Origin of the sequence: Streptomyces enissocaesilis, from assembly GCF_039533765.1 — a bacterium.
Taxonomy (GTDB): Bacteria; Actinomycetota; Actinomycetes; order Streptomycetales; family Streptomycetaceae; genus Streptomyces; species Streptomyces enissocaesilis.
The window spans coordinates 107,539-120,451 of the sequence record NZ_BAAAUD010000008.1; the positions used below are offsets into that span (position 1 = coordinate 107,539).

The 12,913-nt window shown below is 70.0% G+C and carries 9 protein-coding genes and 1 pseudogene; 3 read left to right on the forward strand and 7 right to left on the reverse strand.

Features of this window, described 5'->3' with window-relative positions; translation table 11 throughout:
* Positions 1 to 118: 118 nt before the first annotated feature.
* From glpK to ABD374_RS02790, 4 genes and pseudogenes are all read right to left on the reverse strand, one after another.
* Positions 119 to 1,651: a glycerol kinase GlpK gene (glpK, locus tag ABD374_RS02775; protein WP_344489995.1), complete on the reverse strand. Its 1,533-nt coding sequence runs from the start codon at positions 1,649 to 1,651 to the stop codon at positions 119 to 121.
* A gap of 40 nt (positions 1,652 to 1,691) precedes the next feature.
* Positions 1,692 to 2,411: pseudogene (locus ABD374_RS02780) on the reverse strand (MIP/aquaporin family protein).
* Positions 2,412 to 2,750: 339 nt separating this feature from the next.
* Positions 2,751 to 3,098 (reverse strand): Mpo1-like protein, encoded by a 348-nt coding sequence (locus ABD374_RS02785; RefSeq protein ID WP_344489998.1) that lies wholly within the window; start codon positions 3,096 to 3,098, stop codon positions 2,751 to 2,753.
* 128 nt (positions 3,099 to 3,226) lie between these two features.
* Positions 3,227 to 4,030: a M15 family metallopeptidase gene (locus ABD374_RS02790; RefSeq protein ID WP_344490000.1), complete on the reverse strand. Its 804-nt coding sequence runs from the start codon at positions 4,028 to 4,030 to the stop codon at positions 3,227 to 3,229.
* On the opposite strand from ABD374_RS02790, the gene ABD374_RS02795 reads away from it, so the two are divergent.
* Positions 4,029 to 4,625 carry an NUDIX domain-containing protein gene (locus ABD374_RS02795; RefSeq protein ID WP_425577114.1) on the forward strand — a complete coding sequence of 199 codons (597 nt, stop codon included), beginning with the start codon at positions 4,029 to 4,031 and terminating at the stop codon, positions 4,623 to 4,625. The two genes, ABD374_RS02790 and ABD374_RS02795, sit on opposite strands and share 2 nt — an antisense overlap.
* Before the next feature lie 20 nt (positions 4,626 to 4,645).
* Here ABD374_RS02795 and ABD374_RS02800 read toward each other — a convergent pair whose 3' ends face one another.
* Positions 4,646 to 7,003, reverse strand: coding sequence for a glycoside hydrolase family 31 protein (locus ABD374_RS02800; RefSeq protein WP_344490006.1), 2,358 nt, complete (start codon positions 7,001 to 7,003; stop codon positions 4,646 to 4,648).
* A 216-nt stretch (positions 7,004 to 7,219) separates the two neighbouring features.
* Between ABD374_RS02800 and ABD374_RS02805 the strand changes: the two genes are divergently transcribed.
* Positions 7,220 to 9,196: an acetoacetate--CoA ligase gene (locus ABD374_RS02805; RefSeq protein ID WP_344490009.1), complete on the forward strand. Its 1,977-nt coding sequence runs from the start codon at positions 7,220 to 7,222 to the stop codon at positions 9,194 to 9,196.
* A gap of 111 nt (positions 9,197 to 9,307) precedes the next feature.
* Positions 9,308 to 10,207 carry a hypothetical protein gene (locus ABD374_RS02810; RefSeq protein WP_344490012.1) on the forward strand — a complete coding sequence of 300 codons (900 nt, stop codon included), beginning with the start codon at positions 9,308 to 9,310 and terminating at the stop codon, positions 10,205 to 10,207.
* A gap of 63 nt (positions 10,208 to 10,270) precedes the next feature.
* Here ABD374_RS02810 and ptsP read toward each other — a convergent pair whose 3' ends face one another.
* Complete coding sequence (gene ptsP, locus ABD374_RS02815) at positions 10,271 to 11,941, reverse strand: phosphoenolpyruvate--protein phosphotransferase (protein WP_344490015.1); 1,671 nt, start codon at positions 11,939 to 11,941, stop codon at positions 10,271 to 10,273.
* An 86-nt stretch (positions 11,942 to 12,027) separates the two neighbouring features.
* On the reverse strand, positions 12,028 to 12,477 hold the full coding sequence (locus tag ABD374_RS02820) for a PTS sugar transporter subunit IIA (protein WP_344490018.1): 450 nt from the start codon (positions 12,475 to 12,477) through the stop codon (positions 12,028 to 12,030).
* Positions 12,478 to 12,913 lie beyond the last annotated feature (436 nt).

Here is a 12,913-nt window from a genome sequence, read left to right on the forward strand (position 1 = left end):
TCCGAGCGATCCGCGGAACGGATCAGAGCAGCAGTCCGCAGTGCTACGCGGCCCCGAGCGGCCCGTACCCCCGCCGACAGGGGTACGGACCGCGGTCGCGGGGTCCGGACCGGCTCTGTCAGCCCTGGCCGCCCTCCTCGTCCCAGCCGAAGCTCCGCTCCACGGCTTTGCGCCAGTTGCGGTACTCCCGGTCGCGTTCCCGGGCCTCCATGCGCGGCGACCACTCGACGTCGCGCTGCCAGTGCGACGTCAGCTCGTCCAGGCCCGACCAGACACCGGTCGCCAGCCCGGCGGCGTACGCCGCGCCCAGGCAGGTCGTCTCGGAGACCTTCGGCCGGATGACAGGAACACCCAGGACATCGGCCTGGTGCTGCATCAGCAGATGGTTCCCGGTCATGCCGCCGTCCACCTTGAGCGTCGTGATCGCCACGCCCGAGTCCTGGTACATCGCGTCGACGACCTCCCTGGTCTGCCAGCTGGTGGCCTCCAGGACCGCCCGCGCCAGATGCGCCTTGGTGACGTACCTGGTGAGGCCGGTGATCACACCGCGTGCGTCGGAGCGCCAGTGGGGCGCGTACAGCCCCGAGAAGGCCGGCACGACGTACGCCCCGCCGTTGTCGTCGACGCTTCCCGCGAGCGTCTCTATCTCGTCCGCGGAACGGATGATCCCCAGCTGGTCCCGGAACCACTGGACCAGCGCCCCGGTGATCGCGATCGATCCCTCCAGGCAGTAGACCGGCGCCTCGTCGCCGATCTTGTAACCCATGGTGGTGAGCAGGCCGTTCTTCGAGGGAACCGGCCGGCCGCCGGTGTTGAGGAGCAGGAAACTGCCTGTCCCGTACGTGTTCTTCGCTGTTCCCGCGTCGTAACAGGCCTGCCCGAAGACAGCTGCCTGCTGGTCACCGAGCGCGGAGGCGACCGGCACACCCGCGAGCCGCCCGACGGCCGTCCCGTACACCTCGGCCGACGACCTGATCTCCGGCAGTACGGCCTCGGGAACGTTCATCGCGGAGAGGATCGCCGGGTCCCACTGGAGCGTTCGCAGGTTCATCAGCATGGTGCGCCCGGCGTTCGTCACATCCGTGACGTGTACGCCGCCGTCCGTGCCACCGGTGAGATTCCAGATCAGCCACGAGTCGATGGTCCCGAAGGCGATGTCGCCCCGCTCGGCGCGGGTCCGCAGCCCGGGAACGTGGTCGAGGAGCCAGGCGGCCTTGGGCCCGGAGAAGTAGCTGGCGAGCGGCAGCCCGGTCGCTTCCCTGAAGCGGTCCTGGCCGTCCGCGCCGCCCAGTTCGTGGCAGAGGGCGGCGGTACGCGTGTCCTGCCAGACGATCGCGTTGTGCACCGGCTTGCCCGTTGCCCGGTCCCACAGCACCGTCGTCTCGCGCTGGTTGGTGATACCGAGCGCGCTGAGCTGCCCGGCACGCAGGCCCGCCTTGGCGAGCGCGCCCGCCACCACGGCCTGCACCTTGGACCAGATCTCGGCCGCGTCGTGTTCCACCCACCCCGGCCTGGGGAAGATCTGGCGGTGCTCACGCTGGTCGGCGGCGACGATCGCGCCCCTGTGATCGAAGATGATGCAGCGGCTGGAGGTGGTGCCCTGGTCGATTGCGGCGACGTACTTCTCGGCGTGCCCGGTCTGTTCCGTCATGGCGTCCCCTCGTCCGAACTCGGCTGAAAGCTCTCAGTGCTCAGAAGGCTGCGTTGCAGACGAGGCCCGACAACACCCCGCCGATCAGCGGCCCCGCCACCGGCACCCAGGCGCACCCCCAGTCGGACGTGCCCTTGTTCGGGATCGGCAGCGCGGCATGGACGATGCGCGGCCCGAGGTCGCGGGCCGGATTGATGGCGTACCCCGTGGGGCCGCCGAGCGAGAGACCGATGCCGACGACCAGGAGCGCCACGATCAGCACCTGGGTGCCGGACTCCCCGAGCCCCTTGGTCATCCCGAACGCCAGGCAGTACCAGGCCGACCGTCGCGATGATCTCGGTGAGGAGGTTGGCGACAGGGCTGCGCGCCTCCGGAACGGTGGAGAAGATGCCCAGCGTCGGCAGTGCGGTCTCTTCGTCCTTGTTGGCGGCGAACTGGGCGTAGTGGGCCAGATAGGCGAGTACGGCTCCGAGCATCGCACCGGTCATCTGCCCGAGCGCGTACACCCAGACCTTCCCCCACTCGTCGGTGTCGACGGCGATGCCCACGGTCACAGCGGGGTTGAGGTGCCCGCCGGACAGCGGGGCGGCGGTGTACGCCCCGGCCAGCACGGCCATGCCCACCCGAAGGAGATGACGATCCACCCCGAGGTCTTCGCCCTGGAGTGGTGGAGAGTGACGGCGGCGCACACACCGGCGCCGAAGAGGATCAGGACGGCGGTGCCGATGACCTCACCGGCAAAGATGTCCCCGTTGCTCATGGCGGCTCCTAGGCCCTCGCCCGGGGCCGGGCCCCGGTCCTGAAGTGCAGGGTGCGTTTCCCATGGCGGGTGAGCCGGAGGCAGGGGTTGCCGTGCCCTGTCCGGCGTCCGTGACGAGCATGCCGAGCCGGTGGAATCGCCCGTGGGGGAGGCCCCTGAACCGCACCAGGGGGGACCCCGGGAACAGACTCGTTTTCCGTGTTGCCGGGAGCCGTCGTACGGCGACGCCGACTGACAACGGGAAGTGTTCACCGGTGGTGAGGGAGCGTCAAGGTCATGGACAGCAACGGCTCCCGGGAACGTTGCGCCCGGAACCGGACGGCAGGGCGGACCCCGGCATCAGCGGTTCTCCGTGAGCCACTTGGCGGCGGTCTCCGCGAGTTCCCGGTCACGGCCGGCCAGCATCGTCCGGATCATCTGGACGTCGCCCCGCAGCGACCGGACAGGGTGCCCGAAGGTGGCTGGATTGTTCTTCTCGATCAGGAAGTGCGCGGGCCAGGCGGCGCCGTACCCGATGAGCGGCAGCGCGGCGGCATACCGCTTCCGGCCGCGCGCCAGGCCGTACGCGCTGACCGCGAGGCCGGTGAGGGTGCCGGAGAGATGGACCCACCGGGTCGCGGCCCTGGAGTGCATCGCGACGTAGTAGGGCCAGAATTCCTCGTACGAATCAAAAGTCCGCTGCTCCATGGGCGCACGGTAATGGCCCGGCGGAGAACCGGATACGGCTGTACCGCGTCCGAAAGGAGAGAACAGGGCGGACGGCCGGGACCCACGGGGGTGGCTCCGGTCGCCCGGCCCTGCCGGGAGGCCACGCGTCAGTGCCCGGCGACCGACCGTCGGGTGACCGGGAAGTCGAAGTAGGTGTCCGGGAACGGCTCCGGCTTGTAGGTGAAGTGCCACCATTCCTCGGTGAGATTCACGAAACCGAGCTCACCGAGCAGCCCCTTCAGCAGCTGCCGGTTGGCGCGCTGTACGCCCTGGATACGAGGGTCCTCGGTGTGAGACAGCGTGTCGAAGCAGTCAAAACCAGTCCCCATGTCGACTGAGTTGTCCGGGAAGCGCTCATTCTTGGGCGCGTAGCAGGGGACGAGCTCTTCACCGGGGACGTACGGCCTGGTGGCCTCCGCGGGAAGTTTCACGATCGTCAGGTCGACGGTGCTGCCCCGGCTGTGCCCGGACTTCTCCGCGATGTAGCCGTCCGCGAACAGTCGTGACTTGTCGACATGGGGATAGAACTCCCCCTTCATCGTCTCGTCCTCAAGATCCTTCGCCCACCGTACGAAGTGGTCGACTGCCCGCTGCGGCCGGTAGCAGTCGTACACCTTGAGTGAGTAGCCGCGGCCCAGCAGTTCCGTCTGCGCCTCGTGCAGGGCCTTCGCGGCAGGTCTGGTGAGGATGCAGACCGGCTGGCGGTAGCCGTCCACCGGCACGCCCATGAAATTGTGCGCGGTGGTGTAACGCATCTCCTGAATGATCGTCGGGTCCACGGACCGCAGGGACACGAACTCCCCGGGCGCCTTGGGTTCGGGTTCGGCCCGCGCCGTGGAGGGGGCGGCTGTGACGGCGAGCAGGGCGACGGCGGCGGCCAGGGTGCGCAGCGCGGGAGCAAGTCGTGTCATGGACCCTCCATCTATCAGGTCGACAGCCCGGGAGGGAAGGGTGGTCCGATACAGTCCGCGCGTGTCCCTACCCGCGAAGAAGCCCGTGAGGCACTCCCACTGCTCCAGTTGCGGAGCGCCGTACCGGCCGGCCGGTGACTGGCCCCGCACCTGCGCCGTCTGCGGCGACACGGCCTACCGCAACCCCCTGCCCGTCGCCGTCGCCCTGCTGCCCGCACGCGACACACAGGGCTGCGGACTCGTCGTCATCACCCGTGCCATCGAGCCACAGCGCGGCGGGACCGCACTGCCCGGCGGTTTCGTCGACCACGCAGAGCACTGGCAGCAGGCCGTCGTACGCGAACTGGGCGAGGAGACGGGCATCGAAGCCGCGGCGGAGCAAGTACGTCTCGCCGACGCGCTGAGCTCCCCGGCCGGCCACCTTCTCCTCTTCGGACTGCTCCCCGAACGCGACGTCGCCGGCCTGCCGCCGTCCGCGCCCACTGACGAAACGACCGGCTGGCACCTCCTGCGCGAGCCCGCCGAGCTCGCCTTCCCCCTGCACACCGAAGCGGTGCACCGATGGTTCGCGGTAAGCTACAGCCACGCGAAATGAACGTTCCCGGGAACGTCGTCTCAACAGCCCCGCACCCGCACCGGAAGCCCCACTTCCCCGCCGCCTTCCCGCTCCACCAGCACACGGCCCCTGGCCACCCGCGTCGTGAACCGCTCGACCTCCGCCCGCTCCCAGCCGTCACCCGCGTCCCTCACGAGCAGCCCTCCTCCGGTCCGCCCGGCAGCCGGTGCCCACACCTCGAGCGCCGGCCCGCCGTCGTCACCCCGCACGGGAATCACGGCGCCGGCCCGCGCCAGCACAGGGACGCGCGACAAGGGCGCGTCGAGCAGCACCTGGCCCTGCCCTTCGTACGCCTCACCGGTCGCCGTGTCGTACCACCGCCCGCGCGGCAGCCGCACCGCTCTGCGGTCCGCACCGTGCTCCAGCACGGGAGCGACCAGCAGGCAGTCCCCGAGAAGAAAAGCATCCTCACACTCCCGCAGGGCCCGGTCCTCGGGCGTACCCCACCACACGGGACGCGCATAAGGCGCACCGGTGAGGCGGGCCAGATGGGACAGCGTCACGAAGTACGGCAGCAGCCGCTCCCTTTCGGCGAACACGGCCTTTGCGTGCTCGAGCACCTGCGGACCGAACTGCCAGGGCTCCCCGCTGCCCGCGGTGGCCGCCGCATGTGTACGGAACAGCGGAAGGTGGGCGCTCAGCTGCAACCAGCGCAGATACAGCTCGGGAGAGGGCACGCCGTCGAACCCGCCGGCATCGGAACCCGAGTACGGCACCCCGCACAACCCGAGGCCGAGCACAAGGGAGAGCGAGGCACGCAGGCCGGACCAGCCCGTCTCCGTCCCCCCGGAACAGATGCCGCCGTACCTCTGCACGCCGGCCCACCCGGAGCGCGAGAAGAGAAACGGCCGTTCCCCGGAACGCACTTTCCGCAGTCCTTCGTAGCCGGCACGCGCCATCCCCAGCCCATAGACATTGCGCGCCTCCCGGTGATCGCCACCGCGGCCCTCCATGCTGTGCCGCGCGGAGCGCGGCAACGACGGATCACCGAAGGGAGAGAAGGCCACCGGTTCGTTCGTCTCGTGCCCCACCCCGCTGAGGCCCCGGGCAGACAGCTCTTCGTACAGCGACGCCCACCAGGCACGCACGCGCGGATCGGTGAAATCCGGGTAGACACGCTCCCCGGACCTGCCCGGCCCGCGCACCTCGTTCCCCCGCGCGTCCCGTACGAACGCCCCCATGGCCTTTCCGCTGTCGTACAGCGCGGCGCCGGGCTCAGCCCTGACGGCGGGACCGACCGTCGAAACCAACCGCACCCCCGACGCCCTGAGATCCGCGGCAAGCCGGGAAAGACCAGGAAGACGCTCACGGTCAGCGGCGAAGGCCTGACACCGGTCGCGGTGGTCCGTGTCCAGCCCCGCCCCCGGCCCCAGGTGCAGTACGGACAGGGGAAGCCCCCGCTCCTGATAACCGGCGACGACCCGCCGGACCTCCCCCTCACCGCCCGGACCCCACCATGCGTGCTGCGCACCGAGCCCCCACGACGGAGGAAGCGCGGGCGAACCCGTGAGCGCGGCCCAGCCCTGCAGCACGCGCGCCGGAGTACCGGCCACGACCCAGCAGCGCAGCGGCCCGCCGTCCATGCGCAGCTCACTCGTCCCCGGCCGGTCATGACCCGACCCCGCCCCCTCCTCGCCCTCCCGCAGGGTCACCCGGCCCTCCCACGTGTTGTCGTGGAAGACGAGATGCGTTCCCGCGTCGGAGACGACCAACTGCACCGGCATGGTGACGGAGAGCGGTTCGTCGCCCGGGGCACGCCTCTCGCCCGGACCGGTGTTCCACAGGCGGTACGTGCCGCCCCGCAGCCGGAGCCCCGAAGACCGCCCGCCGAGACCGAAGAACCGCGCGTCCGCCGGCACCTCGCTGCGCTGCAACCAGCGCGCGGGCCCGGCGGCGTCCGGTTCCCACCAGCGCGGTGGCAGCTCCCGGCGGAGCACCACGCCCCCCGGCGTACGGACCTCCACGGCACCGTGCCGCGAAACGGCGACCGTGAGCCGCTCCGACACCACCTGCCAGCCGCCGTCCTTGTCGGGCTCCAGCTCCGCCCTGAGGTCCGGCTCCGGGCACGTACCCGCGAGCGCGTACGAGGGCTCCGGATCCGAGCCGTCCCAGCCCCAGAAGACCGCCCCGCCCGCCGCGACCATCACCCGCAGCTCCGAGCGGGCGAAACGGACCACCCCGCCGCCCCGCTGCGGCTCCGCACCGGTCACCGCGCCGGGCACCCGGGCGCGCTCGGCTCCCCGCGGCTCCAGTCCCCAGGCGTCCGTACGACGCCGCCGCCACGCGGAGCGCGCGACGCGCAGCCCCTGTACCGTGCCGACCAGTTTCACCGAGCGCACCAGGTCACGACCGTCCATGCGGCTCACCCTGCCATCCGGACGCAGACGCACGGGGGGCGTTCAACTGCCGTTCACCCGTGGTACGCGCACATGACCGGACGCCCGGCTGTGGGAGGCCCGCTCTGGTGCGCAAGACGATCACGTGGCATCGTCCTTTTCAGCCGCCTCGTGCGCACACCCTTCGCACGTGCGCGCGACACACGCACACCACGCGTACAGCCCGGGAGCCGCCCCATGTCCTCAGCAGCGAACACCGCGCCTCTCTGGCAGCCGGACGCGGACCGCATCGCCGCCGCAGCCGTCACCCGCTTCCAGAGCTGGGCGGCCGAACGGTACGGAGCACCCGCCGACGGCGGATACCCGGCGCTGCACCGCTGGTCCGTCGACGAACTCGGCACCTTCTGGAAGGCCGTCGCCGACTGGTTCGACGTGCGCTTCTCCACGCCGTACGAAACGGTCCTCGCCGACCGCTCCATGCCGGGCGCCCAGTGGTTCCCGGGAGCCACCCTCAACTACGCGGAACACGCCCTCCGTACGGCCGAGGACCCCTCCCGCGCGGACGACCCCGCCCTCCTCCACGTCGACGAGACCCACGAACCCACTCCGGTGAGCTGGTCCGAGCTGCGCCGCCAGGTGGGCTCCCTCGCCGCCGAACTGCGCGCCCTGGGCGTACGCCCGGGAGACCGCGTCAGCGGATACCTCCCCAACATCCCCCAGGCCACCGTCGCCCTGCTCGCCACCGCCGCCGTCGGCGGAGTCTGGACCTCCTGCGCCCCCGACTTCGGCGCCCGCAGCGTCCTCGACCGCTTCCAGCAGGTCGAGCCCGTCGTCCTGTTCGCCGTCGACGGCTACCGCTACGGCGGCAAGGAGCACGACCGCACGGCCACCGTCGCCGAACTCCGCCGCGAGCTCTCCACCCTGCGCGCCGTGATCCACATCCCCCTCCTCGGCACCGAGGCCCCCGAAGGCGCCACGGACTGGGCCGCGCTCACTTCCTCGGACACGGAACCCGTCTTCGAGCAGGTCCCCTTCGAGCACCCCCTGTGGGTCCTGTACTCCTCGGGAACCACGGGCCTGCCGAAGGCCATCGTGCAGTCCCAGGGCGGCATCCTCCTGGAGCACTTCAAGCAGATCGGCCTGCACTGCGACCTCGGTCCCGAGGACCGCTTCTTCTGGTACACCTCCACCGGCTGGATGATGTGGAACTTCCTCGTCTCCGGCCTCCTCACGGGCACCACGGTCGTCCTGTACGACGGCAGCCCCGGCCACCCCGGGACCGACGCCCAGTGGCGCATCGCCGAACGCACCGGAGCCACCCTCTTCGGAACCTCGGCGGCGTACGTCATGGCCTGTGCCAAGGCAGAGGTCCACCCCGCACGCGAGCACGACCTCTCCCGCATCAAGTGCGTGGCCACCACCGGATCCCCGCTCCCGCCCGACGGCTTCCGCTGGCTCCACGACGAAGTCGCGTCCGACCTCTGGATCGCATCGGTCAGCGGCGGTACGGACGTCTGCAGCTGCTTCGCCGGCGCGGTCCCCACCCTCCCCGTCCACATCGGAGAGCTCCAGGCCGCCTGCCTCGGCACCGACCTCCAGGCATGGGACCCCCGGGGCGAGCCGCTCATCAACGAGGTCGGCGAACTGGTCGTCACCAACCCCATGCCGTCCATGCCGATCCACTTCTGGAACGATCCCGACGGCAGCCGCTACCACGACAGTTACTTCGACACCTACCCCGGTGTGTGGCGGCACGGCGACTGGATCACCATCACCGACCACGACTCGGTGATCATCCACGGCCGCTCCGACTCCACCCTCAACCGCCAGGGCGTCCGCATGGGCTCGGCCGACATCTACGAGGTGGTCGAGCGCCTTCCCGAGATCAGGGAGTCCCTCGTCATCGGCCTCGAAGAGCCCGACGGCGGCTACTGGATGCCGCTCTTCGTCCACCTCGCCGAGGGCGCCACCTTCGACGACGCCCTGCGCACCCGTATCAAGCAGGCCATCCGCACCGAACTCTCCCCGCGCCACGTCCCCGACGAGATCATCGAGGTTCCCGGCGTTCCGCACACCCTCACCGGCAAGCGCATCGAGGTGCCCGTCAAGCGTCTCCTCCAGGGGACGGCCCTCGCCAAGGCCGTCAACCCGGGCTCGGTCGACAACCTCGACCTCCTCCGTTTCTACGAAACCCTCGCCCGCACCCGTCGCTGAAGGCCCCGCCCGCCCCGCATCGCACTGCCGGTGATCACCTCACGGAGCGTGCGTTGTCAGTGCCACCGGTTACGGTGAGTGAGCAATGATCGACTGCGCTCAGGGGGAATCATGGCGCACACCAAGTCCACGAAGCACCACAAGAGCAAGACCATGCGGCGCGCACTCCGCCGCGAAACACCCAGCACCGTAGGCCTGTTGGCCGACGAGCAGGACTTCGCGGCCATGACGGGCTACGAGACCTTCGTCTTCGACGACCACACGGCCTACCTCCAGGAGGTCGAAGGCCTGCTACGCGCCCTCGCGGCGCAAGGAGTGCACACCACCGTCGCGCTCTTCGACCCCGAGGACTTCCTGGAGTTCTGCCGTGCGGCCGGAATCGACCCCGACACGGCGGAGAGCCGCACCCGCTTCACCGCGGAAGTCGCGGTCTGCGGCGCCTCCCTCCCGTACACCGGCCAGCCCATCGACAGCCTCGTGCCCCTGCTCATCAACGAAGCCGTCCGACAGACCACGTGGGAGTACGCCACCCTGCTCCTGGCCCGGCTGGGCAACTGCGCCGAGTGCGGCGAGGACATCGGGCGGGAGGCCCTGGGCCGGGCCTCGCGCCTCGTCTCACGCCTGCTCGAACAGGCAGGCCCCGGCAGCCATCACCTCGTCTGCAGCGTCCCGGCCGAAGAGGAACAACTCCTCGCCGTGCTCCACGCGGAGCGCACCGTGGACGAACCGGCCCACCTGACCGAGGCCGGAGGCGCGGAGTTCGTGACGGTCCTGGCAGCGGGCATCGCCGTGGAAAGCACCGGGGGAGTGGTACTGAGGACCACCGAGCCCGGAGTACCCGACCGGCTTCACGGCTGGCGGCTCCACCAGGGCCGACTGGTCGCACTCACAGCAGGGGAAGTCTTCAGCGCCTACTGCACGGACGCGGGCACCGGCGATCCCGTATCCCCCGAGCCCGGCGTCGAGTACTGCCCGGGTTTCGACATCGAAGAACCCGACACCCACCACTGATACGCCCGAGGGCTCCCGGCCATGTCGGCCGGGAGCCCTCGGTTCCACACGGAAACCGTCCGGTTACTCGCCGGACAGCACCGCCTGCGCGGCCGCCCGCGCCTCGTCGGCGGTGTCCGTGGCACGCGCAGCAGCAGCGGCACGTTCGCACTGGGCGAGCGTGTGCTTCGCCAGTGTCGCCCGGACATAGGGAATGGCCTTCGCACCCATCGACAGGGAGGTCACACCCAGACCGGTCAGCACACAGGCGAGCAGCGGGTCGGCCGCAGCCTCACCACACACGCCACAGCTCTTGCCCTCGGCCTTCGCGGCGTCGGCCGAGGCCGCCACCAGGTCGAGCAGCGCCGGCTGCCACGGGTCCTGGAGCCGCGACACCGCACCGACCTGCCGGTCAGCGGCGAAGGTGTACTGCGCCAGGTCGTTCGTCCCCAGTGAAAGGAACTCGACTTCCTGAAGAATCGAACGCGCCCGCAGCGCGGCGGACGGAATCTCGACCATCGCGCCGAACTTCGCCTGCAGCCCGGCCGCACGGCACGCGTCCGCGAACGCCTTGGCGTCCGTACGGTCCGCGACCATCGGTGCCATGACCTCCAGGTACACCGGCAGGCCCTCGACGGCCTTCGCCAGCGCGGTCAGCTGCGTGCGCAGCACGTCCGGGTGGTCGAGCAGAGACCGCAGGCCCCGCACTCCCAGCGCCGGGTTCGGCTCTTCCGCCGGGGTCAGGAAGTCGAGCGGCTTGTCCGCGCCCGCATCCAGCACCCGCACGACCACACGCCCCTCGGGGAACGCCTCGAGAACCTTGCGGTACGCCTCGACCTGCTTCTCCTCCGACGGCGCCTGCTTGCTGTCGTCGAGGAAGAGGAACTCCGTACGGAACAGACCCACGCCCTCGGCACCGGCCTCGACCGCGGCCGGCACATCGGCGGGACCGCCGATGTTGGCCAGCAGCGGCACCTTGTGACCGTCGGACGTCGCACCAGGCCCCGTCGAAGCCGACAAGGCCGCCCTGCGAGCAGCGGCAGCCGCCTCGAGTGCGGCACGCTTCTCCGCACTCGGATCGACGAAGATCTCACCGGTACTGCCGTCCACCGCGACGACCGTGCCCTCGGCCAGCTCGCCGGCGCCCGGCAGAGCCACCACGGCCGGCACACCCAGCGCACGCGCCAGGATCGCGCTGTGACTGGTCGGCCCGCCCTCTTCGGTCACGAAGCCGAGCACCAGTGTGGGGTCCAGCAGCGCCGTGTCGGCGGGAGCGAGATCCCGCGCGATCAGCACGTACGGCTCGTCGCTGTCCGGGACACCCGGCATCGGCACGCCCAGCAGACGGGCGACGATACGATTCCGCACGTCGTCCAGGTCCGCGACCCGGCCGGCCAGGTACTCACCGGCATTCGCCAGCAGAGCCCGGTAGGCGGCGAATGCGTCGTACACACCACGCTCGGCCGTACTGCCGACGGCGATGCGACGGTCCACATCAGCCATGAGCTCGGGATCCTGCGCCATCATGGCCTGCGCCTCGAGCACATGCTGTGCCTCGCCGCCGGCCAGGTTGCCGCGCGCAATCAGGTCGGCAGCCACAGCTTCCACGGCCTGACGGGCACGCCCCTGTTCGCGCTCCGCCTCCTCCGCGGGAATCTGCTTGGCCGGCGGCTCCAGAACCGCCGTCCCCATGTGCCGAACCTCGCCGATCGCCACACCGTGGCTCACGCCGACGCCTCGCAGCGTTGTCTCCATTTCACCGTCTCCGATAGTTGCGGCGGCACCTTGTCCAGTCCACCGCGGTGGATGTCGTACCCGCGGTCGTTAGTACGGCGCCGGCGTCACTGCCAGCTGAAAAGCGCGTCGCCGGGCTTCACGTCGCCGTCCTCGACCAGGCCGACAAGAGAGTCGGCCGTCGCCTCGAGCGCCACGACAGGGCACACCGGCGACTTGCCGGCCTCTTCGACGGCTGCCGGGTTCCACCGCACGACCGCCTGGCCGCGCGTCACCGTGTCCCCCTTGTTCACGAGCAGTTCGAAGCCTTCACCATTGAGCTGCACGGTGTCGATGCCCAGGTGCGTCAGAACTCCGTGTCCGTCGGCGTCGACGACTACGAAGGCGTGCGGATGCAGGGAGACAATGACACCGTCAACGGGGGCCACGGCCTCCGACGGCTCACGTACGGGGTCGATAGCGGTGCCAGGACCGACCATCGCACCGGAGAACACCGGGTCGGGGACTGCGGCGAGTCCGATGGCGCGTCCGGCAAGTGGCGACGTCACGCTGGTCATGATGGGGGCCTCCCAGGGGGTGGAGAGATTCGTGTGCCGCCGTCACTACCTGTCCAGGACGGCGTACTGTTCAGAAGGGTAAGTCACGAGAAGTCCCGGTTCCGCATGAGAGCTACCGCTTGGCGGACCTAGGGGGTGCACCGGAACGATTTGCCTCGTCTGCCGGAGCGATGTAGTCTCGTAGTCCTGCCTGACACCAGCGCCCACCTCCTACGTGGGTCGCAGGTCGGTAGCTTCTGTCAAGTCCAGACCCTATCTCGGATCTGAATTCTGCATGTTCGCAGAACGATGGTCAGAGAAAAGGAAAAGCACTGATAGAGTCGGAATCGCTGGAAAGGGAAACGCGGAAGCGGGGAACTGGAAGGCGACCGGGGAAGTCGGACACGAAAGTGTCTGATAGAGTCGGGAACACGAAATACGGAAACGAAAGCCCGGA

Bases quoted from the DNA above. Each gene is read 5' to 3' on its own strand.
- glpK (WP_344489995.1), bottom strand. From the start codon at position 1,651: ATGACGGAACAGACCGGGCACGCCGAGAAGTACGTCGCCGCAATCGAC.
- ABD374_RS02785 (WP_344489998.1), bottom strand. From the start codon at position 3,098: ATGGAGCAGCGGACTTTTGATTCGTACGAGGAATTCTGGCCCTACTAC.
- ABD374_RS02795 (WP_425577114.1), top strand. From the start codon at position 4,029: ATGGACCCTCCATCTATCAGGTCGACAGCCCGGGAGGGAAGGGTGGTC.
- ABD374_RS02790 (WP_344490000.1), bottom strand. From the start codon at position 4,030: ATGACACGACTTGCTCCCGCGCTGCGCACCCTGGCCGCCGCCGTCGCC.
- ABD374_RS02800 (WP_344490006.1), bottom strand. From the start codon at position 7,003: ATGGACGGTCGTGACCTGGTGCGCTCGGTGAAACTGGTCGGCACGGTA.
- ABD374_RS02805 (WP_344490009.1), top strand. From the start codon at position 7,220: ATGTCCTCAGCAGCGAACACCGCGCCTCTCTGGCAGCCGGACGCGGAC.
- ABD374_RS02810 (WP_344490012.1), top strand. From the start codon at position 9,308: ATGGCGCACACCAAGTCCACGAAGCACCACAAGAGCAAGACCATGCGG.
- ptsP (WP_344490015.1), bottom strand. From the start codon at position 11,941: ATGGAGACAACGCTGCGAGGCGTCGGCGTGAGCCACGGTGTGGCGATC.
- ABD374_RS02820 (WP_344490018.1), bottom strand. From the start codon at position 12,477: ATGACCAGCGTGACGTCGCCACTTGCCGGACGCGCCATCGGACTCGCC.